Consider the following 21,975-nt stretch of genomic DNA (forward strand, 5'->3'; position numbering starts at 1 on the left):
GATCGCCCCGGTGGATAAGGTGCTCCCATGCCCGCGACGCTGCGTTCCCTGTTACACCGTGCCGACCTCCGCCTCCGACCGCTGACCGACGCGGACACGGGCGCCCTCGACGCCCCGCTGTCGTGGCTGCACAGCTCCGACCTCGAGGACCCGACGCCGTTCCTGGCCGACGGGCAGGGGCTGCTGACCACAGGCACCCAGTTCGGCGCCGAGGCCGAGGTCCCGGAGGACGTCGCCGGCCCGTACGTCCGCCGACTCGTCGACCGGGGCGTCGTCGCACTCGGCTTCGGCACCGAGGTCGTCCGTGCGGGCACCCCGGACGCCCTCGTCGCCGCCTGTTCGCAGCACGGGCTCCCGTTGTTCGAGGTGCCCTACGAGACCTCGTTCATCGCGGTCGCGCAGGCGAACGCCGAAGCGGTCGCCCGCGACGCGAACGCCCGGAACGCCTGGGCCCTCGCCGCACAGCGGGCGATCTCGCTCGCAGCGATGCGCCCGGACGGGCTCGGGGCCACGATCGCCGAGCTCTCCGGGCAACTCGACGGCTGGGTCGGGCTCTTCGACGTGTCGGGACGGCTCGACCGCGGGCACCCGAGCGACGAAGTGCCCGCCCAGGACCTCGAGCTGCTCCGGACCGCGGCGCTGCGCCTGCTGCGCGCGGGACAGCGGGCGAGCCTGCCGGTGACCACCGAGCACCACACCGGGTTCACGCTGCAGACCCTCGGCAGCGGTGGCCACCTGAGCGGGGTGCTCGCGATCGCCAACGGCGGTGCGCTCGACCGCGCCGGTCGTGAGGTGGTGACGTCCGTCATCGCCCTCGCCGGACTCGCGCTGCAGCAGAACCGTGAGCTGGCCCGGGCACGCGGGCTCCTGCGCACCGGCCTGCTCACGATGCTCTCGGTCGGCGATCCGGAGGTGGTCCAGTCGACGTCGCGCGAGGTGTGGGGTCCCCTGCCCGCCGAACCCGTCCGGATCGCGGCCCTCGACGTCGACGACCACGACCTCGACACCGTCGTCGACCTGCTCGAACTGTGGGTGCAGGACCGGCCCGGACAGCTCTTCTTCGCCGTCGACGACGCCCTCTTCCTGTGCGTGAGCGCCGACGACACCGCGATCGTCGAGGAACTGGTCGGACGCTTCGACCTGCGGGCCGGCCTGTCGGACGGTGCCGCGTACCGGTCGTTCGGCCGCGCTCGCACCGAGGCCGTGCAGGCCCTGGACCGTCGGCGCGAAGGACGACCGGGCACCACCGAGTTCGGCGACCTCGCCCGGGAAGGCGTCCTCGCACACCTGGCCCACGTGGACGTCGACGCCGGAGCCGTCGCCCGCGCGTTCCTCGCTCCCCTGCTCGAACACGACCGATCGGCGGGCACCGAGCTCACCCGCACCGTCCGTGCCTGGCTCGAGCAGAACTGCGAGTACGACCGCGCCGCCCAGGTGCTCGGCATCCACCGCCACACCGCACGCTCCCGGGTCGAGCACGCCGGTCGGCTCCTCGACCGCGACCTCGCCGTCTTCGCGACTCGTGCCGACCTGTGGGCAGCCTTCGTCGTCGAGGGCGCGTGACGCGCGGATACGGTGGGACGATGCCGACGACACCGGCCCGCCGGCGCCTGAGCCCGGCCGAACGCGGATCCCAGATCGCGGCGGCGGCCGTCGACCTGGCGCGCGCCGAGGGCCTCGCGGCGGTGACGCTCCGCGGGGTCGCCGCCGTGATCGGGGTCGCGCCGTCGCTCGTCGCCCACTACCGCCCGAGCATGGAGGACCTGGTCGGCGAGACGTTCCGCACCGTCGCGACAGCCGAGGTCGCCGAGGTCCGCGCGATCGTCGCCGCTGCGCCCGACCCCGTCTCCGGCCTCCGCACCCTGCTCGGCTGCATCGCCGATCCCGCGCGCGACGACGTCGCCACCCTCTGGGCCGACGCGTGGAGCATCGGCCGCACGAACGCGGCACTGGCGACCGCGGCACGGGACGTCATGGACGACTGGCAAGTCCTCGCGACCACGGTCGTCGTCGACGGGGTGCGCACGGGCGTGCTGTGGACCGACGACCCGGACGGCGTAGGACGCCTGCTCTTCGCGCTCGTCGACGCCACCAACGGGTACGCCCTGGTCGACTACCTCGACCGACCGACCCGCGAAGGCCTGGTCCGCACGACGATCGCCCGAGCGGTGGGCCTGGACGGCTCAGCCCTGTCGGGGTGACACCCGCCGCACTGCCACCGACCGCAGTGCCACCCACTGCAGCAGCATGATCGTCTTGCCGTCGGCGATCCGGCCGTCCTCGACCATCGCGAGCGCCTCGTCGAGTGCCAGCTCGAGCACCTCGATGTCCTCACCCTCGTCCTCGACCCCGCCTCCCGCCTCGACCCGGTCCGCCGGCGTGTAGGCACCGACGTAGAAGTGGACACGCTCGGTGACCGAACCGGGGCTCATGAAGACGTCGCCGACGCGCACCAGGTCACCCAGCCGGATGCCGAGCTCCTCGGCGGCTTCGCGTCGGACGGCGGTCTCGGGGTCGTCCTCGTCGAGCAGCCCCTCCGCAGCCTCGATGAGCATCCCGTCCGGGTGCCCGTTCACGTACGCCGGCCACCGGAACTGCCGGGTGAGCAGGACGGTGCCGCGCTCGGCGTCGTACGGCAGCACCGTGGCGCCGTTCCCCCTGTCGTAGGTCTCGCGCTGCTGCCGGTCCCACCGGCCGTCCCGGCGCCGGACGTCGAGCGTGGTGCGACGGAGCACGTGCCAGCCGTCCGACACGACCTCGACGTCCCGCACGACGACGTCGGGGTTGCGCTCGAGGTCACGGCCGACGGCGTCGAGTCCGGTCCGCCCACGGGCATCGGGGACGTCGACACCGGGACGAGGGACTGCTGCACGATCTTCGGTCACCTGGTCACGCTAGCGGCGCGGGTGGACCGGAGCGGTGCGGGAAGACCCGACCACGGGTTCTCCGGACCCGGCGTGTCGGGGTCGAGCCGCGCCTCCTGGCCGGATCCCGACCACGCGACGGACGCCGATCGGACCTGATCCGCCATCCGGCGACGGCCGCTCCGGGACGCCCCGGAAGAAACACGAAAGGCCCCGGATTCCTCCGGGGCCTTTCGCTGTTTGCCTGGTGCGCGAGGGGGGACTTGAACCCCCACGCCGTTTCCAGCACACGGACCTGAACCGTGCGCGTCTACCAATTCCGCCACTCGCGCCAGCCCCAAAACACTACCACGCACAGACTGCCCCCTGCGCCAACCACTACCATGCAGTGGTTGACGACCGACGACTCTGGAGACACATGGGCCTGCTGGACAACTTCGAGCGAGGGCTGGAGCGCGCCGTGAACGGCGCGTTCGCGAAGACCTTCCGCTCCGGTGTGCAGCCGGTCGAGATCTCCAGCGCCCTGCGCCGCGAGCTCGACACGAAGGCCGCCGTGGTGTCGCGAGAGCGCATCCTGGTGCCGAACGAGTTCACCGTGCGCCTCGCGCCGCCGGACTTCACGCGCATGAACGACGTCGGTCGTCCGCTCATCGACGAACTCACGCAGATGGCCCACCAGCACGCCGTCGCGCAGAACTACTCGTTCTCCGGACCGGTCACCATCCGGCTGCAGCAGGACGGCACGTTGTCGACGGGCATCCTGCAGATCGACTCCACCACGGTGCAGCGCGACGTCGCCTGGATCGCCGTGCTCGACATCGGCTCGCAGCGCCACCGCCTGCAGCGCGGACGCACCGTGATCGGCCGTGGCAGTGACGCCGACATCACCATCGCGGACACCGGGACGAGCCGGAAGCACGTCGAGGTCCTGTGGGACGGCAAGCACGCCCAGGCCACGGATCTGGGCTCGACGAACGGCTCGAAGCTGAACGGACAGCACTTCCAACAGGCGATCGTGGAGCCGGACTCCACCATCGAGATCGGTCGTACCCGTATGGTGTTCCGGGTGATCCCGGAGAACGACGGAGGTGCTCGATGACCACAGGCCTGACCCTGCTCGTCCTGCGCTTCGCGTTCCTCGCGGTGCTCTGGCTGTTCGTCTTCGTGATCGTCTTCGCCCTGCGCAGTGATCTCTTCGGCCAGCGCGTGCGCACGATCCCCACGGATTCCAAGTCGGCTCCCTCCGGACCGACGACCCCGACGATCCCCGCAGCGGCGGCGCCGGCAGCGGCCTCGGGTGGAGCGTTCACCGACCTGATCGGGCAACCGACCCAGGCGACGCAGTCCGCATCGCCAGCCGCGACCCGCCTCGTGATCACCGAGGGCGCGCGTGAGGGCATGGAGATGCCGCTCGGCGGCGGACCGATCACGATCGGTCGCTCCAGCGAGTCCAACGTCGTGATCCGCGACGACTACACCTCGACCAACCACGCCCGGCTCGACCTGCGCACCGACGGCTGGCTCCTCACCGACCTCGAGTCCACGAACGGCACCTTCGTCAACGGTCAGAAGGTGAGCGCTCCCCTGATCGTCGCGGAGCGCACGCCGATCACGATCGGGACGACGACGTTCGAGCTGCGGCGGTAACCCGGCATGACCGCTCGCACGTTGAGCGCCGCTGTGTCCCACGTGGGCCGCATCCGCGCGAACAACCAGGACTCCGGCTACGCCGGGGCGCACCTGTTCGCGGTCGCGGACGGCATGGGTGGGCACGCCGGCGGCGACGTCGCCTCGGCGATCGCGATCCGGCGCATCAGGGAGGTGGACCGCGAGTTCCCCTCGGCCCACGACGCCGAGTTCGCGCTGCAGTCGGCACTGATCGCCGCGAACCAGCTCATCACCGAGACGGTCTTCGAGCACCAGGAACTGACCGGCATGGGCACCACGGTGTCCGCGATGATCCGGGTCGGCGACCAGATCGCGATCGCCCACATCGGTGACTCGCGCATCTACCGCCACCGCGACGGTGAACTGCAGCAGATCACGTCGGACCACACCTTCGTGCAGCGCCTGGTCGACAGCGGCCGGATCACCCCGGAAGAAGCCGCGGTCCACCCCCGTCGCTCGGTGCTCATGCGGGTGCTCGGCGACGTCGATGCGGCACCCGAGGTCGACACCGCGATCATGGACATCCAGCCGGGCGACCGCTGGCTGCTGTGCTCCGACGGCCTGTCGTCGTACCTGGCCGAAGAGCGCATCCGGCACGCGCTGGCGTCGAACATGGACGCCAACCAGGTCACGCAGCGCCTGGTCAAGGAGACCCTCGACCACGGCGCCCCCGACAACGTCACCGTCGTCGTCATGGACGTCACCGCGGACGAGGTCGACGACGACGACGACGCGGCCACCACCGTCGGGTCCGCGGCCGCTCCCCTGACCTTCGAGGCGTCGACCGGCCGCAAGCCGATCCGCCTCCCCACGATCCTGCTGCACCCGCTCAAGGTCACCACGGCTCCAGAGGACTCGCACTTCGAGCCCGAATCCGACCAGTTCTTCGCGGAGCTGATCGCCGAGGACCGCCGACGCCGCATCCGACGTCGGGTCTCGTGGACGGTCGCGCTCGTGGTGGCGGTCGCTGCCCTGGTCGGGGCCGTGTTCCTCGGCTGGCGGATCACCCAGGACCACTACTACGTCGGCACCGACCGCGGCACGGTCGCGATCTACAAGGGCGTCCAGCAGTCGATCGGACCACTGGCGCTGTCGGACGTCTACGAGGACACCGACATCACCGTGTCGATGCTCCCGGACTACACCCGCGAGAACGTCCGCTCGACGATCAACGCGCAGTCGCTCGACGACGCGCGGGACATCGTCGACCGACTGCGCAAGGCCGCCGAGACCGGGCAGGACCAAGCCGGTACCGGCGGTGACGGCGGATCCACCTCGTCACCCTCGCCGTCACCGACCCGGTCGTCGACGCCCTCCCCGTCCCCGACCCGGGGCTCGCGATGAGCAACGCCACCGCCCAGTCGTTCACGCAGGCGATCACGATCAAGCTCCGTGAACCCGCACGTGCTCGGAACCTCGAGCTCGTGCTGCTCGTCATCGCCTGCGGCATCTGCGCCGGCGCGATGGTGCTCGTGCAGCTCGGCACCAAGGGGCGACTGTTCGACACCTCGGTGCTGTGGGTCGGCGGGGGCATCCTCGGGCTGGGGCTCGTGATGCACGTCGTGCTGCGGGTCGTCGCCAAGAACGCCGACCCGTTCGTCCTGCCGATCGCACTCGTCCTGAACGGCATCGGCATCGCGGAGATCTACCGCATCGACGTCCACAACGGCCTGACCGGCTGGGACGCCATCGGTGTGAAGCAGATCGTCTGGACGATGCTCGCGATGGTCCTGGCGATCATCACGCTGCTGCTGGTGCGGAACCACCGGTTCCTGCAGCGGTACCGCTACATCTTCATGTTCCTGACGATCGCGCTGCTGCTGCTGCCGATCCTGCCCGGCATCGGTCAGAACATCGGTGGCGCACGGGTCTGGATCAAGATCGGACCGTTCTCGTTCCAGCCGGGCGAACTCGCGAAGATCACCATGGCGCTGTTCTTCGCCGGGTACCTCGTCACCGCGCGCGACTCACTGTCGATCGTCGGCAAGAAGTTCCTCGGCATGACGTTCCCGCGTGCCCGCGACCTCGGCCCGATCCTGGTGATGTGGGGCGCCGCGATGGCGGTCCTCGTCTTCCAGCGCGACCTCGGCACGGCGCTGCTGTACTTCGGCCTGTTCCTCGTGATGATCTACGTCGCGACCGCGCGGATCAGCTGGGTCGTCATCGGTCTAGCGCTGTTCGTCGGTGGTGCCCTCGTCGCGCAGAGCGCCCTCGAGTACGTGCACGGCCGCTTCGAGCAGTGGCTCGACCCGTTCAACCAAGAGGTCTTCAGCCGCGACACCCAGGCGAGCTACCAGCTCGTGCAGGGGCTCTTCGGCTTCGCGAACGGCGGCATCACCGGCACCGGCCTCGGCCAGGGGCGCCCGTACATCACACCCGTCGCCAACGCCGACTACATCATCGCCTCGCTCGGCGAAGAGCTCGGCCTGATCGGCGTCTTCGCGATCCTGGCGCTCTTCATCGTGCTGGCCTCGCGCGGCATCCGCGTCGGGTTCATGGCACAGGACGACTTCGGCAAGCTCCTCGGCGTCGGCTTCGGCTTCGTGATCGCCCTGCAGGTGTTCGTCGTCGTCGGTGGCATCACCCGCGTGATCCCGGTGACCGGCCTGACCACACCGTTCATGGCCGCGGGTGGTTCCTCGCTCATCGCCAACTGGATCATCGCCGCGATGCTGCTGCGACTCACCGATTCCATCCCAGCCGAACAACGCGTCCAGCAGGGCGCGATCCCCGCCGCGAGCGGGCGGTCCGCGCGCGCGACCAGGAAGGAGCGTCGTCGATGAACCGACAGCTCCGCGGTGTCTCGACCGTCATCGTGCTCATGTTCGTCGCACTCTTCGTGTCGACGACCTCGATCCAGTTCTTCTCGGCTGACACGCTCCGCGCCGACTCCCGCAACTCACGCACCATCTTGGACAGTTACTCGACCAAGCGCGGTGCGATCCTCGTCGACGGCAGCCCGATCGCCGAGTCGACCCCGGTGGACGACCAGTACGAGTACCAGCGCAAGTACACGAACGGGGACCTGTACTCCGCCGTCACCGGGTACTTCACCATCGGCCAGGGCAACACCGGCATCGAGAGCGCGGAGAACACCGTGCTGTCCGGCAACTCGGACGCCTCGTTCTTCCAGAACCTCAACTCGATCCTCACCGGCCAGGACGTCCAGGGCGACAACGTCAACCTGACGATCGACCCCGCCGTGCAGCAGGCCGCGTACGACGCCCTCGGCACGAACAGCGGCGCCGTCGTCGCCGTCCAGCCGAAGACCGGCAAGATCCTCGCGATGGTCTCGAAGCCGAGCTACGACCCGAACACCCTCACCTCGCACGACACCGCGAAGGTCAAGGAGCAGTACGACGCCCTGCTCGGCGCCTCGTCGTCCCCGCTGCAGAACCGCGCGATCGGCGGCGACCTGTACACGCCCGGATCCGTCTTCAAGCTCGTCGTCGCATCGGCGGCGCTCGAGGGCGGCAAGTACAACCTCGACTCGACGTTCCCGAACCCGTCACGCCTGCAGCTCCCCGGCACGAGCTCGTACATCAACAACGCCGAGGGTGGCACCTGCGGCGGTGGCGACAAGGTCAAGCTCCGCACGGCCATCCAGTACTCGTGCAACATCCCGTTCGCCGAACTCGGGCAGAAGCTCGGGTACGACGCGATCAAGAGCATGGCCGACAAGTACGGCTTCGGTGACGCCATCGAGGTCCCGATGTCCGCCACCGCCAGCCAGTACCCCGAGGTCGACTCCACGGCGCAGCTCATGCTCAGCGCGTTCGGGCAGGCGAGCGTCCGGGTGTCCCCGCTGCAGATGGCCATGGTGTCGGCTGGCATCGCGAACGGTGGCAAGGTCATGCAGCCCTCGCTCATCGACTCGATCACCACGAGCGACCTGAAGACGGTCGAGTCCTTCTCCCCGAGGCAGTACAGTGATCCGCTGTCGTCCTCCGAGTCCGCTGACCTCACCGAGGCCATGCAGAGCGTCGTGAACGCCGGGACCGGAACGAATGCCAAGATCGACGGTGTCGACGTCGCAGGGAAGACGGGCACGGCCGAGGGCGGAACAGGCGATCCCTACACACTCTGGTTCACCGGGTTCGCGCCCGCGAAGGACCCGGAGGTCGCCGTGGCGGTCGTCGTCGGAGACGGCGGCGGGCTCGGTCAGTCGGGAGTCGGCAACACGGTCGCGGCCCCGGTCGCGAAGAAAGTCATGGAGGCGGTGCTGAACAAATGAGACCCACCAGCGGACTCACCTTCGGTGGGCGGTACCAGCTCTCGTCCCGGGTCGCCATCGGCGGCATGGGAGAGGTGTGGCAGGCCACCGACCTCGTCATCGGCCGAACCGTCGCACTCAAGATCCTCAAGGACGAGTACCTCGGCGACCCCGGGTTCCTCGAGCGCTTCCGCGCCGAGGCCCGCCACGCTGCGCTCGTCAACCACGAGGGCATCGCCAACGTCTTCGACTACGGTGAAGAGGACGGCAGCGCCTACCTCGTGATGGAGCTCGTCCCCGGCGAAGCACTGTCGACCATGATCGAGCGCGAGCACACGCTGCCCGTCGACAAGGTCCTGGACATCGTCGCGCAGACCGCGAACGCCCTGCAGGCCGCACACGCGGTCGGTCTCGTGCACCGTGACATCAAGCCCGGCAACCTGCTCATCACGCCGGACGGCCGCGTCAAGATCACCGACTTCGGCATCGCGCGCATCGCCGACCAGGTCCCGCTCACCGCGACCGGCCAGGTCATGGGCACCGTGCAGTACCTCTCGCCCGAGCAGGCGAGCGGGCACCCGGCGTCGCCGTCGACCGACATCTACTCGCTCGGCATCGTCGCGTACGAGGCCCTCGCGGGTCGTCGTCCCTTCACGGGTGAGTCGCAGGTCGCGATCGCGATGGCGCACATCAACGAGCAGCCGCCGGCGTTGCCCGGGGACATCCCCGAGCCCGTCGCTGCCCTCGTGATCTCGTGCATCGCGAAGAAGCCCGCCGATCGTCCCGCCACCGCCGCCAACCTGGCGCGCGCCGCACAGGCGCTCCGCCGTGGTGACGTCGCAGCGGCCACCGTCGCCGTCCCCGCCATCGCGCAGGGTGGCACCGTCGCGTTCAACCCGCCGCAGGGCCAGGGGAACGACGCCGCCACGGCACTGCTCGGCACACAGTCCGCCGCGGCAGCCGCGGGCGCCGGCGGACCCGGCGCACCGGTGTCCCCGTCGAACGACGAGGCCGAGGAGCCGAAGAAGAAGCGCGCCTGGATCTGGTGGGTCGTCGGGATCGTCGTGGTGCTCGCGATCGCCGGTGTCGTCGGCGCCTTCGCACTGAACGGTGCGGCTGAGCCGGAGCCGACCCCGACGAAGTCCTCGAGCAGCCCGAAGCCGACCCGTTCGCAGACGCCGCCCCCGACACCGACCACACCGGCCCGCGTGACGGTGTCGCAGGCCGACTACGTCGACATGCAGGCGACCGATGCCCAGGCGAAGCTGCAGCAGCTCGGGCTCGAGGCCACGATCGTCGACGGCGACCCGGCGGCGAACGCCGGACAGGTCGGCACCGTGCAGTCGCTCGACCCCACCGGCAACCTCGAACCGGGATCGCTGGTGACCATCAAGGCGTACACCGAGGTGGCGACGGTCACGACCGCACCCGACGCCCCGACGGCCGGCACGGTCTCGTCGGACGGCAAGGTGACGTTCTCGTGGAACGCGTTCACGGCATGCCCCGCCGGCCACTCCCTGAGCGGCTACACGTACACGATCAACAACGGCACCGACGCGAAGAACCAGTCGACCGGGACGGTCACGAACACCTCCATCGAGGTCACGGGGAAGGACCCGGGCACGATCTCGCTCTCGTACACGGCGGAGTGCGGTGACCTGACGTCGCCGAGCTCGTCGACCACGAGTGCGACGTGGGAGGCCGACCCGGAGCCGACGACCGACCCGACCGAGGGCATCAACCCCAGCCAGGGACCGCAGGACTGACCGCGAACGTCCCCCGGACGGGGGCTGTCGACACCGTTCGGTAACGGTTCGGTCGACCCGTCCGTGGCCAGCGTCTCACCAGGTCGGGCTGCCGTACACTAGCCCGGACCGACAGACGGAGGAGTACGTGCCAGAAGGTGTGACCGCGGGGATCACGCTCCTCGCGAACCGTTACGAGATCGGTGACGTCATCGGTCGAGGCGGCATGGCCACCGTGCACCTCGGTAACGACACGCGTCTCGGTCGCAAGGTCGCGGTGAAGCTGCTGAAGCCGAGCCTGGCCAACGACCCGGCCTTCCGCACACGGTTCCGGCAAGAGGCCCAGGCGGCCGCACGCATGGCGCACCCGACCGTGGTCCGGGTCTACGACGCCGGCGAGGAGACCGTGACGGAGACGTCCGGCGCCGAGGTGCAGGTCCCCTTCATCGTCATGGAGTACGTCGAGGGCCGGCCGCTCTCCGACATCATCGCCGAGGGCGCGGTCGCCCCGGACGAGGCCGTGCGCATCACCGAGGGCATCCTCACGGCCCTCGAGTACTCGCACCGTGCCGGCGTCGTGCACCGCGACATCAAGCCCGCCAACGTCATGGTGACCCACACCGGCCAGGTGAAGGTCATGGACTTCGGCATCGCGCGCGCGATCACCGACACCTCGGCCACGGTCGCGCAGACCACCTCGATCCTCGGGACCGCGTCGTACTTCTCGCCGGAGCAGGCACGCGGCGAGACCGTCGACCCCCGCACCGACATCTACTCGACCGGTGTCGTGCTCTTCGAACTCCTCACCGGACGACCGCCCTTCCTCGGGGACACCCCCGTCGCCGTCGCCTACCAGCACGTCAGCGAGCACCCGGTTGCACCGTCGTCGATCACCCCGGCGGTCTCACCGGCGCTCGACGCCGTGACCCTGCACGCACTCGTCAAGGACCGCACCCGGCGCTTCCAGAACGCCGCCGAGTTCCGCACCGACCTGCAGCAGGCCGCCGCTGGTCGCGTGCCGACGTCCACCAAGAAGCTCCAGCAGAACGCGGCGAACGACGCATCGACCGTGTTGTTCGGGGTCGACCCGCGCACCACGTCGAACCCGGCCGCAGCCTTCCGCGAGCTCGACGACGACACCGCTGAACACCGACCGCAGCGCACCCAGAACCGGCCGCCCGTGGCGTGGATCTGGGTCGGCATCCTGCTGACGGTCGCGGTCATCGTGGGCGTGGTGTTCTTCGTCGCGAACCTGCAGCCGGGCAAGCCCCCGGTGTCGTCCTCGGTGAGTGTGCCGAACGTGGCCGGGTCGACCTTCGACGCCGCGAAGGCAGCCCTCGCCAAGCGCGACCTGACGGCCGTCAAGGTCGAGGAGAACTCCGACGACGTCGCCAAGGGCACCGTCATCCGGACCGACCCCGGCTCCGGCATCAACGTCGGACGGAGCCAGAGCGTGGACGTCGTCGTGTCGCTCGGCCCGGCACCCGTCGCGATCCCCCAGTTGAGCGGTCAGACACAGTCGGCTGCGCAGCAGGCCCTCGACGCCGCCGGGTTCCAGCTCGGCGCGATCAGCTCGGACTACTCGTCGGACGTCCCGGCGGGGACCGTCCTGAGCTCCGACCCCGAGACGGGTTCGATGCAGGCCAAGGGTTCCGTGGTGGACCTCACGATCTCCAATGGCAAGGTGCAGCTGCCGGACGTCACCAACCAGCAGTACGCCGACGCCAAGGCCGCGCTGGAGCAACTCGGTCTCACCGTCAGCCCCGCGCCCACGAACTCGTGCACCGGCGGTGCGGTCACGCAGCAGGACACCCCGCAGGGCGACGTCGACCAGGGCAGCTCGGTCGCCCTGACCTACTGCGCTGCGCCGGCTCAGCCCTCGCAGGCACCGCCCGCCAACGGTGACGACGGCGACGAGAAGGACGGCGGCGACGACGGTCGCTGACCGGCGTGACCGGTCTGGAGGGACGGCGCACCGCCGCCACGCACCGCAGCTCCCACGCGCGGACGGTTCACGAGCCCCACACGACGCCGTCGTGTCGGCACGCGGACTGCAGCCTGGTCAGGCGCGGTGCGTCGCGATGAGCGGACCCAGACCGGCAGCGTGCTCCGCTGCACCCGACAGGCCCGTGGTCTCGAGCCAGTTGCCGACCATGCGGTAGCCGCCCTCGGTCAGCACGGACTCGGGGTGGAACTGCACGCCGTACACCGGGTGCGCGCGGTGCTGCACGCCCATGATGACGCCACCGCCGGTACGCGCCGTCACGGTGAGCTCGTCGGGCACCGTGCCGTCGACGATCGCGAGGGAGTGGTAGCGCGTCGCCGTGAACGGGTGCGGGACCCCGGCGAACAGCACGCTGTCGTCGTGGTCGACTTGCGAGGTCTTGCCGTGCATGAGCTCGTCCGCGTGCGTGACGGTGGCGCCGAGGGCTTCCGCGATCGCCTGGTGCCCGAGGCAGACCCCGAGCAGCGGAGTGCCGGACGCGATCGCCGCGTGCACCGTGGGGATGGAGACACCGGCGTCCGCGGGAGTCCCCGGGCCGGGCGAGAGCAGCACGCCGTCGTACTCGGCGATGCGGTCGGCGATCTCCGACTCGGGGAAGGCATCGTTCCGCACCACGTCGGTCTCGGCTCCGAGCTGCTGGACGTAGCCGTTCAGCGTGTAGACGAAGCTGTCGTAGTTGTCGACGACGAGGATCCTGGTCATGGCGGTTCACCGTACTCGTGGGGGATGTGTGCAGCGGTCTGCGGGCCGATCCACACACGTGGTCACGGTAGGATACCGGCCATGGCCAGTGACAAGGACCGCACCAAGCCCGCCCGGAAGACCCGAGCCGACTCGGTCGACACCGCCGGGGACGCCCCGAACCCGGTGTGGTTCAAGCCGGTCATGTTCGGCTTCATGATCATCGGCCTCGTCTGGGTGATCGTCTTCTACATCTCGAACGCCACGCTGCCCGTGCCGAGCCTCGGTTCGTGGAACATCCTGGTCGGCTTCGGCATCATGTTCATCGGCTTCCTCATGACCACGCGCTGGCGCTGATCTCCAGCCTCGAGACACTCCGACGCCCGTCGCACCACTTGGTGCGGCGGGCGTTGTCGTTGTCCACAGGACTTCCGGCCCCCGGTACCCAGATCATCGAGGATCCGGGTGGTTGTCCACACTTCTCCACACTCTCCACATCGTCATCCACACCCGGACCCCGGAGTTATCCACAGCTGAGTCCACAATGGGGATAATCACACGCGTGTAACTCACCGCTTTCTCCACACCTGTGGATAACTCGGCGAGGGCCTTGTGGACGAGCGCATGTCGCGCCCGAGTCGCGTGCCGACGGCGGACGGGAGGCCCGTGGCGGGCCGGCACCGTGCCTCCCGTCCGCCTGGTGGTCGCGGAACGGACGGCTGCCGGCAGCGATGGCCCGGGAACACCGAACGCCCCGCCGCGGAGGCGACGGGGCGTTCGGGGACGTGTGACCGGACCGTGTCAGCCGATGGTGACCGCGTACCCGACTGCGGTGAGGGCGATACCCACCAGTGCGGAGGCGACGAGCAGGCCGATCTGTAGCGGCCGCTGCCGGATGTTCCGGGTCTTGGCGAACACGAAGCCCACCAGGAAGCCACCGATGATGCCACCGACATGCGCCTGCCACGAGATGTTCGTCCCCGGGAGGAACCCGACGACCAGGTTGAGGCCCATGATCACCAGGAGCTGGACGGCGTTCTGACCGAGGCTCCGCTGCAGGACGAAGAACGCCGCGAAGAGCCCGAAGATCGCGCCGGACGCCCCGACCACCCAGGTGCCGGGGGCAAGGAACGTGACGAGCATCGAACCGAAGATCCCGGTGATGAAGTACAGCGCCACGAACCGCCACGCACCGAGCATGTTCTCGAGCATCCGGCCGAAGATCCACAGCGCCCACATGTTGAACAGGATGTGGAGGATGCCCGAGTGGACGAAGAGCACGGTCACGACCCGCCACGGCTGCGTGGGCAGCAGCAGCGAGTTGTAGGCGAGCAGGCTGGTGAAGAAGCCCCCACTGACCTGGTCCAGCAGCCAGATGGCGATCGTGATCGCCACGATGACGACCGTCGCCTTCTGGTCGAGCATCGCGAAGCGCCGTCGCGCGACCGTCAGCCCACTGGGGGCTCCGGACGCGCGACGGTTCGCCGCGGACTGTGCGCGCTGCTCACGCACGCACTCCGGGCAGTGCACCCCGACTGCCGCCGGCGTCTGGCACTCCGGGCAGATCGTCCGCCCACAGCGCTGGCAGAGCACGAAGCTTTGCCGGTCCGGATGCCGGTAGCAGGTGTTGTTCGGGTTGTACGCCTGGTCGGTCACGTGAGGATCAGACGCCTTCGACGTCGATGCTCTGGATGACCACGTCCTCGACGGGCTTGTCACGGCCGTCGGTGGGGACACCCTCGATGGCGTCGACAACGGCACGCGACTCGTCGTCGGCGACCTCACCGAAGATGGTGTGCTTGCCCTGCAGCCACGGCGTCGCCACCGTGGTGATGAAGAACTGCGAGCCGTTGGTGCCACGGCCACCCTGGATGCCGGCGTTGGCCATGGCGAAGATGTAGGGGTTCTGGAACGTGAGCTCGGGGGAGATCTCGTCGTCGAAGCGGTAGCCCGGGCCACCGATGCCCTGGCCGAGCGGGTCCCCGCCCTGGATCATGAAGTCCTTGATGATGCGGTGGAAGACGACGCCGTCGTAGAGCTTGTCGGTGGAGACCTTGCCCGTACCCGGGTGGGTCCACTCCTGCTTGCCCGTGGCGAGGTCGACGAAGTTCTTGACGGTCTTCGGTGCGTGGTTGCCGAACAGGTTGACGCGGATGTCGCCCTTGTTGGTGTGGATCGTTGCGACAGCGGTGTGCAGAGACATGTTCCGATTCTCGCATGTAGCGGCTGCGTACGGACCGTACCCACAGGTGAGGCTCCGTGACCTGTCAGGGACTCTGGTGGCAGGATGGGTGTCACGCCGATCCGATGGAGGTACCAGATGACGACGATCGAGATCCCGCGCAAGCGTCGGAAGCAGATCAAGAAGCTCAAGGGCCAGACCGCCTCGCTCCTCGGAGAGCAGCGCAAGGTCCTCGAGCACGCGAACGCGATCCTGGCGGAAGCCCGGTCGAACGCAGCCGACGCAGCCCGCAAGGACATCGCCCCCCGTGTGCAGAACGCGATCGACAACGGGATCCGTCCCGCGGTCGCAACGGGCGTGCACGCTGCGACGTCCGCAGCACACAGCGCTTCGCACAAGTTCCAGTCCGAGGTCATCCCCGGGCTGGTGTCGACCGCTGGCTCTGTGCTCAGCGTCACCGACCTCGCGAAGGACCCCCGGGTCAAGAAGATCGTGAAGAACGCCCAGAAGAAGGGCAAGAAGGCGAAGAAGGCTGCTGCGAAGTACGTACCGTCGCAGCAGAAGAAGGGCATCGGCTTCGGTGGTGTCGCACTCATCATCGTCGGCGTCGTCGCCGTTGCTGGTGCTGCGTACGCCGCGTACCAGACGCTCCGCGCCGACGACGACCTGTGGGTTGCCGACGACGCTGACACGGCGGAGAAGCCTGCCGCCTGACCTCCACGGTTCGTACGAAGGGCCCCGGCACTCCGCCGGGGCCCTTCGTCGTCTCCGGGTGCAGCGCTGCGACGACGCGCGGTGTTCCCGTGTCCGGTACCGCGCGGACGCGCCCGTCGGCCGACGCCGAGGTTCCACGACATGCCGCCCGTTGCCCGCCGAGATTCCACGGACGGCCCCTGGAGCGCCCGAGATGCCAAGATTTCGGAACCTCGGCGCCGCGAGACGTCGGCGCACCGGCACCCGCCCGACCCGAGCACGCACGCGCGACGACGAACGCTCGGCGTCTCACGGAGGCGGCCATCGCGGAGCGGCCAGTGCCGAAGGCACGAGGCCAGCACGGCGGAACGATCCGGCGGAGAGTGGAACGACCGCAGCAGGGTCATCCCGGAGTGGAGTGGAGCCTGGGAGAATCGAACTCCCGACATCCTGCTTGCAAAGCAGGCGCTCTACCAACTGAGCTAAGGCCCCGGGTGCCACCGAGGTGATCGGCGGCGGGATGGAATTGTCGTGTGTTCCGAAGAACTGGTGGGGCTACAAGGACTTGAACCTTGGACCTCTTCGTTATCAGCGAAGCGCTCTAACCGCCTGAGCTATAGCCCCTCAGACCGGATGAAAGCCTACCCCACGGATCTCGCAGAACGAAATCGAGCGATCGGCTCACCCGGCCCGGGTGTGTCAGTTGTTCGTGAAGCCGACGAGCAAGCCGCCGGTGATGCGAACACTGAGGTTGTAGAGGACGCTCACGATGGCGCCGAGCACGGTGCCGACGACCACGTTGAGGATGCCCACGACGATGGAGAACCCGAGCACCTGACCCAGTGAGAACTGGTCCATGATCGAGTAACTGTTCTGACCGGTGACGTCCTTCAACAAGGCGTCCACCTGCGTGAACACGCCCGTCTGGTTGAGGATGACCCACACCAGCGCCGTGGCGACCACGATCACGATGCTGCCGGCCAGGGCGATGAGGAAGCTGAGCTTCACCATCGACCAGAAGTCGACGTAAACCAGCCGCAGCCGCACTTGGCGGGTGCCGACGGGTCGCTTCGCCTTCTTCTGGAGCTTCTCGGCGACACTACTCATTGCTTGACTGGTCCTCTCCGGCCTCGTCCGCGACGGGCTCGGTGTCGATGGGATCAGTGGAGTCCGGGGCCGCTTCGGAAGGGCTGACCGTCTCCACCGGGCCCGCTGGCTCGATCTCGGCGTCGTCCTGGTCGACCAGGTTCCGCTCGGTGTTCTGGGCCACTGCGATGATCTTGTCGTTCGCCGCGAACCTGGCGAAGACGACACCCATGGTGTCGCGACCCTTGGCAGGGACCTCGGCCACGGCAGACCTTACCACCTTGCCCGATTGCAGCACGACGAGCACTTCGTCGTCCTCACCGACGATGAGAGCACCCACAAGGTCGCCTCGGTCGGTCGCCAACTTCGCCACCTTGATGCCGAGACCACCGCGTCCCTGGATGCGGTACTGGTCGACGGCGGTGCGCTTGGCGTACCCGCCCTCGGTCATCACCCAGACGAAGCCGTCGTCCGCCACCACGCGTGCGGCCAGGAGCGAGTCGCCGTCGCGGAAGGACATGCCCTTCACACCGGAGGTCGACCGACCCATCGGCCGCAGGGTGTCGTTCGTCGCGGTGAACCGGAGCGACATGCCCTGTCGGGAGACGAGCAGCAGGTCGTCGTGCTCGTCGACGAGCAGCGCCTGCCGGAGCTTGTCGCCGTCGCGCAGGTTGATCGCGATGATGCCTCCGGTGCGGTTGGTGTCGTACTCGGTGAGCGCGGTCTTCTTCACCAGCCCGTGCTCGGTCGCGAGGACGAGGTACTGCGCGACCTCGTAGTCACGGATGTCGAGCACCTGCTGGATCTGCTCGTCCGGCTGCATCGCGAGCAGGTTCGCCACGTGCTGGCCCTTGGCGTCGCGGCCGGCTTCCTGCAGCTCGTACGCCTTGGCGCGGTAGACCCGGCCCTGGTCGGTCAGGAAGAGCAGCCAGTGGTGCGTCGTCGTGACGAAGAAGTGCTCGACGATGTCGTCCGCGCGGAGCTGGGCGCCACGGACACCACGGCCACCGCGGTGCTGCGAGCGGTACTGGTCGCTGCGCGTGCGCTTGACGTACCCGCCGCGGGTGATGGTGACGACCATCTCCTCTTCGGGGATGAGGTCTTCCATCGACATGTCGCCGTCGTAGCCGAGCATGATCTCGGTGCGGCGGTCGTCGCCGAAGCGGTCGACGATCTCCTCGAGCTCGTCGCGGATGATCGTGCGCTGCCGGGTCTCCGACGCCAGGATGTCCTGGAAGTCGGCGATCTTGCGCTCGAGCTCTTCGGCCTCGTCGTGGATCTTCTGGCGCTCGAGCGCGGCCAGTCGACGGAGCTGGAGCTCGAGGATCGCGCGCGCCTGGATCTCGTCGACGGACAGCAGGTCCATCAGGCCGGAGCGGGCCTCTTCGACGTCGGGCGAACGACGGATGAGCGCGATGACCTCGTCGAGGGCGTCGAGCGCTGCGAGGTAGCCGCGCAGGATGTGCGCGCGCTTCTCGGCCTCGCGCAGGCGAAACTGGGTGCGGCGGACGATGACGTCGACCTGGTGCGCGACCCACGCCGAGATGAACCCGTCGAGCGGCAGGGTGCGGGGCACACCGTCGACGATCGCGAGCATGTTCGCGCCGAAGTTCTCCTGCAGCTGCGTGTGCTTGTACAGGTTGTTCAGCACGACCTTGGCGACGGCGTCGCGCTTGAGCACGATCACGAGGCGCTGGCCGGTGCGACCAGAGGTCTCGTCGCGGATGTCCGCGACGCCGGCCAGCTTGCCGTCCTTGACCAGGTCGGCGATCTTGATCGCGAGGTTGTCCGGGTTGACCTGGTACGGCAGCTCGGTGACGACGAGGCAGGTGCGACCCTGGATCTCCTCGACGTTGACGACGGCGCGCATCGTGATCGAACCACGACCGGTGAGGTAGGCGTCCTGGATGCCCTTGGTGCCGAGGATCTGCGCACCGGTCGGGAAGTCGGGCCCCTTGATGCGCTGCATGAGCGCGGCGAGGAGCTCTTCGCGCGTCGCCTCGGGGTTGTCGAGCGCCCACTTCGCGCCCTCGGCCACCTCGCGCAGGTTGTGCGGCGGGATGTTCGTCGCCATGCCGACCGCGATGCCGACCGAGCCGTTGACGAGCAGGTTCGGGAACCGTGCCGGCAGGATCGCCGGCTCCTGGGTCCGACCGTCGTAGTTGTCCTGGAAGTCGACGGTGTCCTCGTCGATGTCCCGGACCATCTCCATGGCGAGCGGCGCCATCTTGGTCTCGGTGTACCGCGGCGCTGCTGCGCCGTCGTTGCCCGGCGAGCCGAAGTTGCCCTGGCCGAGTGCGAGCGGGTAGCGCAGCGACCACGGCTGCACCAGACGGACCAGCGCGTCGTAGATCGCCGAGTCACCGTGCGGGTGGAACTGCCCCATGACGTCACCGACGACGCGGGAGCACTTCGAGAACGCGCGGTCCGGACGGTAGCCGCCGTCGAACATCGCGTAGATCACGCGGCGGTGCACCGGCTTCAGGCCGTCGCGGACCTCGGGCAGCGCACGGCCGACGATGACCGACATCGCGTAGTCGAGGTAGGAACGCTGCATCTCGAGCTGCAGGTCGACCTGCGAGATGCGGTCACCGGAGACGACGATGTCCCCGCTGTCGCCGTGGACGATCTCGGGCTGCTCGTCGGGGGCGTTCTCGTTGTCGTCAGCCATTGGCTTGCGTTACCTTTCTGACGGCCGGGAGGCCGTGGTGACGTTCGTCGCGGTGGACGCGACCACAGGTGGTCCGGACCAGAGCGCGCGGCTGGCACCGCGCCTCCAGGCCAGGGTCGAGACTGTTCAGATGTCCAAGAAGCGGACGTCCTTGGCGTTCTGCTGGATGAACTGGCGACGTGCGTCGACGTCTTCACCCATCAGCGTCGAGAAGGTGCTGTCCACCGCGGCGGCGTCCTCGAGCGTGACCTGCAGGAGCGTGCGGGTGTCCGGGTTCATCGTGGTGTCCCAGAGCTCCTTGTAGTCCATCTCGCCGAGGCCCTTGTAGCGCTGGATGCCGTTGTCCTTCGGGATCCGCTTGCCGGCGGCGATGCCCGACTGCATCAGGGCGTCGCGCTCGCGGTCGCTGAACACGTACTCGTGTGCGGCGTTCGACCACTTCAGGCGGTACAGCGGCGGCTGCGCGAGGTACACGTAGCCGCGCTCGATGAGCGGCCGCATGTAGCGGAACAGCAGGGTCAGCAGCAGCGTGGTGATGTGCTGGCCGTCGACGTCGGCATCGGCCATCAGCACGATCTTGTGGTACCGGGCCTTGTCCGGGTCGAAGTCCTCGCCGATGCCGGCGCCGAACGCCGTGATCATCGACTGGATCTCCTGGTTGGCGAGCGCGCGGTCGAGCCGCGCCTTCTCGACGTTCAGGATCTTGCCGCGCAGGGGCAGGATCGCCTGGGTCATCGGGTTGCGGCCCTGCACGGCGGAACCGCCGGCGGAGTCGCCCTCGACCATGAAGATCTCCGACAGGGTCGGGTCCTTCGACTGGCAGTCCTTCAGCTTGCCGGGCATGCCACCCGACTCGAGCAGCCCCTTGCGACGCGTGGTCTCGCGGGCCTTGCGGGCCGCGAGCCGTGCCTGCGACGCCTGGATCGCCTTGCGGACGACGTCACGGGCCTGGGTCGGGTTGCTCTCGAACCAGTGCGTGAGCTCGGCGCCGACGACGCGCTGCACGAAGCCCTTCGCCTCGGTGTTGCCGAGCTTCGTCTTCGTCTGGCCCTCGAACTGCGGTTCGCCGAGCTTCACGGAGATGACGGCCGTCAGTCCTTCACGGATGTCGTCACCCGTCAGGTTGTCGTCCTTCTCCTTGATGATCTTCGTCTCGCGCGCGTACTTGTTCACCAGGTACGTCAGGGCCGCGCGGAAGCCCTCTTCGTGGGTGCCGCCCTCGTGCGTGTTGATCGTGTTCGCGAAGGTGTGGACGCTCTCCTGGTACGAGGTGTTCCACTGCATCGCGACCTCGAGCGCGATCTTGCGCTCGGTGTCCTCGGACTCGAAGCCGATGACGTCCGGGTGGACGAGGTCGGCCTTCTTCTGCGCGTTGATGTACTCGACGTAGTCGGCGAGACCACGCTCGTACATGAAGGAGTCGTTCCGCGCCTCTTCCCCTTCTTCCGGGGTGCGCTCGTCGCGCAGGTTGATCCGCAGGCCCTTGTTGAGGAAGGCCATCTGCTGGAACCGGGTGCGCAGGGTCTCGTAGTCGAAGACGACGGTCTCGAAGATCTCGGCGTTCGGCCAGAAGGTGATCGTGGTGCCGTGCTCGTCGGACGGTTCGTCCTTGGTCAGCGGTGCGACCGGGACGCCGTCGGTGTAGCTCTGGCGCCAGACGTGGCCCTGCTGTCGGACCTCGACGTCGAGCTCGGAGCTCAGCGCGTTCACGACGGAGGAACCGACGCCGTGCAGACCACCGGACACCGCGTACGCGCCGCCGCCGAACTTCCCGCCGGCGTGCAGGACGGTCAGGACGACCTGGACGGTCGAGACGCCCTCGGCCGCGTGGATGCCGACCGGGATGCCACGGCCGTTGTCGACCACGCGGACACCGCCGTCTTCACGGATGGTGACGTCGATGGTGTCGCAGTACCCGGCGAGGGCTTCGTCGACGGAGTTGTCGACGATCTCCTGGACCAGGTGGTGCAGACCGCGGGGCCCCGTCGAACCGATGTACATACCGGGACGCTTGCGGACCGCCTCGAGCCCCTCGAGCACCTGAATCTGGTCTGCTCCGTAGGACGGTTCGCTCTGCGGGGTCTCCGCGTCGAGCGGGTTCTGCGGGTCGTCTTCAGATTCTGATGCCATGTCGAGCGTGCTCCTGCCTGCGCGCGGAACGCCCGCG

General features: G+C 68.6%; 18 protein-coding genes and 3 tRNA genes. 11 read left to right on the plus strand and 10 right to left on the minus strand.

All coding sequences use genetic code 11. From position 1 onward, the window contains the following. Positions 1–27: 27 nt before the first annotated feature. Positions 28–1,563, plus strand: coding sequence for a PucR family transcriptional regulator (locus EDF40_RS09265; protein WP_123339310.1), 1,536 nt, complete (start codon positions 28–30; stop codon positions 1,561–1,563). Positions 1,564–1,583: 20 nt separating this feature from the next. Beyond that, positions 1,584–2,201, plus strand: coding sequence for a TetR/AcrR family transcriptional regulator (locus EDF40_RS09270; protein ID WP_123339311.1), 618 nt, complete (start codon positions 1,584–1,586; stop codon positions 2,199–2,201). Here the strand turns inward: EDF40_RS09270 and EDF40_RS09275 are convergent. Both EDF40_RS09275 and EDF40_RS09280 read right to left on the minus strand, forming a co-directional pair. Further along, positions 2,184–2,885 carry an NUDIX domain-containing protein gene (locus EDF40_RS09275; protein WP_123339312.1) on the minus strand — a complete coding sequence of 234 codons (702 nt, stop codon included), beginning with the start codon at positions 2,883–2,885 and terminating at the stop codon, positions 2,184–2,186. The genes EDF40_RS09270 and EDF40_RS09275 overlap by 18 nt on opposite strands. Before the next feature lie 224 nt (positions 2,886–3,109). Further along, positions 3,110–3,196 (minus strand) — tRNA-Leu (locus tag EDF40_RS09280). Positions 3,197–3,282: 86 nt separating this feature from the next. On the opposite strand from EDF40_RS09280, the gene EDF40_RS09285 reads away from it, so the two are divergent. The 7 genes from EDF40_RS09285 to pknB all read left to right on the plus strand — a co-directional run bounded on the left by EDF40_RS09285 (position 3,283) and on the right by pknB (position 12,435). Further along, complete coding sequence (locus EDF40_RS09285; protein WP_123292929.1) at positions 3,283–3,963, plus strand: DUF3662 and FHA domain-containing protein; 681 nt, start codon at positions 3,283–3,285, stop codon at positions 3,961–3,963. After that, positions 3,960–4,511 carry an FHA domain-containing protein gene (locus tag EDF40_RS09290; RefSeq protein WP_123339313.1) on the plus strand — a complete coding sequence of 184 codons (552 nt, stop codon included), beginning with the start codon at positions 3,960–3,962 and terminating at the stop codon, positions 4,509–4,511. Before EDF40_RS09285 ends, EDF40_RS09290 begins: the two co-directional genes overlap by 4 nt. A 6-nt stretch (positions 4,512–4,517) precedes the next feature. Next, positions 4,518–5,876: a Stp1/IreP family PP2C-type Ser/Thr phosphatase gene (locus EDF40_RS09295; RefSeq protein WP_123339314.1), complete on the plus strand. Its 1,359-nt coding sequence runs from the start codon at positions 4,518–4,520 to the stop codon at positions 5,874–5,876. After that, on the plus strand, positions 5,873–7,315 hold the full coding sequence (locus EDF40_RS09300; RefSeq protein WP_123339315.1) for an FtsW/RodA/SpoVE family cell cycle protein: 1,443 nt from the start codon (positions 5,873–5,875) through the stop codon (positions 7,313–7,315). The genes EDF40_RS09295 and EDF40_RS09300 overlap by 4 nt, the downstream gene beginning before the upstream one ends. Then, a complete protein-coding gene (locus EDF40_RS09305; protein ID WP_123339316.1) occupies positions 7,312–8,766 on the plus strand; it encodes a penicillin-binding protein 2 in 1,455 nt (484 codons plus the stop codon). Before EDF40_RS09300 ends, EDF40_RS09305 begins: the two co-directional genes overlap by 4 nt. Next, positions 8,763–10,511, plus strand: coding sequence for a serine/threonine-protein kinase (locus tag EDF40_RS09310; protein WP_123339317.1), 1,749 nt, complete (start codon positions 8,763–8,765; stop codon positions 10,509–10,511). The genes EDF40_RS09305 and EDF40_RS09310 overlap by 4 nt, the downstream gene beginning before the upstream one ends. A 127-nt stretch (positions 10,512–10,638) precedes the next feature. Beyond that, complete coding sequence (gene pknB / locus EDF40_RS09315; protein WP_260212639.1) at positions 10,639–12,435, plus strand: Stk1 family PASTA domain-containing Ser/Thr kinase; 1,797 nt, start codon at positions 10,639–10,641, stop codon at positions 12,433–12,435. A gap of 117 nt (positions 12,436–12,552) precedes the next feature. Here pknB and EDF40_RS09320 read toward each other — a convergent pair whose 3' ends face one another. After that, positions 12,553–13,197 carry an aminodeoxychorismate/anthranilate synthase component II gene (locus EDF40_RS09320; protein WP_123339319.1) on the minus strand — a complete coding sequence of 215 codons (645 nt, stop codon included), beginning with the start codon at positions 13,195–13,197 and terminating at the stop codon, positions 12,553–12,555. Positions 13,198–13,278: 81 nt separating this feature from the next. Here EDF40_RS09320 and EDF40_RS09325 point away from each other — a divergent pair, with 81 nt between their 5' ends. Beyond that, entirely contained in the window at positions 13,279–13,533 is a 255-nt protein-coding gene (locus tag EDF40_RS09325; protein WP_123339320.1) for a cell division protein CrgA, read from the plus strand. A gap of 444 nt (positions 13,534–13,977) precedes the next feature. Here the strand turns inward: EDF40_RS09325 and EDF40_RS09330 are convergent, their stop codons facing one another. After that, positions 13,978–14,832 carry a rhomboid family intramembrane serine protease gene (locus tag EDF40_RS09330; RefSeq protein WP_123339321.1) on the minus strand — a complete coding sequence of 285 codons (855 nt, stop codon included), beginning with the start codon at positions 14,830–14,832 and terminating at the stop codon, positions 13,978–13,980. A 7-nt stretch (positions 14,833–14,839) separates the two neighbouring features. Then, entirely contained in the window at positions 14,840–15,379 is a 540-nt protein-coding gene (locus EDF40_RS09335) for a peptidylprolyl isomerase (RefSeq protein ID WP_111083688.1), read from the minus strand. Positions 15,380–15,496: 117 nt separating this feature from the next. Here EDF40_RS09335 and EDF40_RS09340 point away from each other — a divergent pair, with 117 nt between their 5' ends. Further along, positions 15,497–16,072 carry a hypothetical protein gene (locus tag EDF40_RS09340; protein WP_123339322.1) on the plus strand — a complete coding sequence of 192 codons (576 nt, stop codon included), beginning with the start codon at positions 15,497–15,499 and terminating at the stop codon, positions 16,070–16,072. 398 nt (positions 16,073–16,470) lie between these two features. On the opposite strand, the gene EDF40_RS09345 is transcribed toward EDF40_RS09340, so the two are convergent. The 5 genes from EDF40_RS09345 to gyrB all read right to left on the minus strand — a co-directional run bounded on the left by EDF40_RS09345 (position 16,471) and on the right by gyrB (position 21,938). Next, positions 16,471–16,543, minus strand: a tRNA-Ala gene (locus tag EDF40_RS09345). A 55-nt stretch (positions 16,544–16,598) separates the two neighbouring features. Then, positions 16,599–16,675 (minus strand) — tRNA-Ile (locus EDF40_RS09350). Between the two features lie 75 nt (positions 16,676–16,750). Continuing rightward, the gene (locus EDF40_RS09355; protein WP_027466922.1) at positions 16,751–17,158 is read right to left on the minus strand and encodes a DUF3566 domain-containing protein; all 408 of its coding nucleotides are present in this window, start codon (positions 17,156–17,158) and stop codon (positions 16,751–16,753) included. Continuing rightward, positions 17,151–19,808, minus strand: a complete 2,658-nt coding sequence (gyrA, locus tag EDF40_RS09360) for a DNA gyrase subunit A (RefSeq protein WP_216834274.1) — start codon at positions 19,806–19,808, stop codon at positions 17,151–17,153. The genes EDF40_RS09355 and gyrA overlap by 8 nt, the downstream gene beginning before the upstream one ends. 126 nt (positions 19,809–19,934) lie before the next feature. Continuing rightward, entirely contained in the window at positions 19,935–21,938 is a 2,004-nt protein-coding gene (gyrB, locus tag EDF40_RS09365; RefSeq protein WP_123292937.1) for a DNA topoisomerase (ATP-hydrolyzing) subunit B, read from the minus strand. Positions 21,939–21,975: the final 37 nt, after the last annotated feature.

This window comes from Curtobacterium sp. PhB170, from assembly GCF_003752345.1.
In the GTDB taxonomy this organism is placed as follows: Bacteria; Actinomycetota; Actinomycetes; order Actinomycetales; family Microbacteriaceae; genus Curtobacterium.

Bases quoted from the DNA above. Each gene is read 5' to 3' on its own strand.
- EDF40_RS09270 (WP_123339311.1), top strand. From the start codon at position 1,584: ATGCCGACGACACCGGCCCGCCGGCGCCTGAGCCCGGCCGAACGCGGA.
- EDF40_RS09355 (WP_027466922.1), bottom strand. From the start codon at position 17,158: ATGAGTAGTGTCGCCGAGAAGCTCCAGAAGAAGGCGAAGCGACCCGTC.
- EDF40_RS09265 (WP_123339310.1), top strand. From the start codon at position 28: ATGCCCGCGACGCTGCGTTCCCTGTTACACCGTGCCGACCTCCGCCTC.
- EDF40_RS09305 (WP_123339316.1), top strand. From the start codon at position 7,312: ATGAACCGACAGCTCCGCGGTGTCTCGACCGTCATCGTGCTCATGTTC.
- EDF40_RS09340 (WP_123339322.1), top strand. From the start codon at position 15,497: ATGACGACGATCGAGATCCCGCGCAAGCGTCGGAAGCAGATCAAGAAG.
- EDF40_RS09310 (WP_123339317.1), top strand. From the start codon at position 8,763: ATGAGACCCACCAGCGGACTCACCTTCGGTGGGCGGTACCAGCTCTCG.
- EDF40_RS09290 (WP_123339313.1), top strand. From the start codon at position 3,960: ATGACCACAGGCCTGACCCTGCTCGTCCTGCGCTTCGCGTTCCTCGCG.
- gyrB (WP_123292937.1), bottom strand. From the start codon at position 21,938: ATGGCATCAGAATCTGAAGACGACCCGCAGAACCCGCTCGACGCGGAG.
- gyrA (WP_216834274.1), bottom strand. From the start codon at position 19,808: ATGGCTGACGACAACGAGAACGCCCCCGACGAGCAGCCCGAGATCGTC.
- EDF40_RS09325 (WP_123339320.1), top strand. From the start codon at position 13,279: ATGGCCAGTGACAAGGACCGCACCAAGCCCGCCCGGAAGACCCGAGCC.
- EDF40_RS09300 (WP_123339315.1), top strand. From the start codon at position 5,873: ATGAGCAACGCCACCGCCCAGTCGTTCACGCAGGCGATCACGATCAAG.
- EDF40_RS09295 (WP_123339314.1), top strand. From the start codon at position 4,518: ATGACCGCTCGCACGTTGAGCGCCGCTGTGTCCCACGTGGGCCGCATC.
- EDF40_RS09335 (WP_111083688.1), bottom strand. From the start codon at position 15,379: ATGTCTCTGCACACCGCTGTCGCAACGATCCACACCAACAAGGGCGAC.
- EDF40_RS09285 (WP_123292929.1), top strand. From the start codon at position 3,283: ATGGGCCTGCTGGACAACTTCGAGCGAGGGCTGGAGCGCGCCGTGAAC.
- EDF40_RS09320 (WP_123339319.1), bottom strand. From the start codon at position 13,197: ATGACCAGGATCCTCGTCGTCGACAACTACGACAGCTTCGTCTACACG.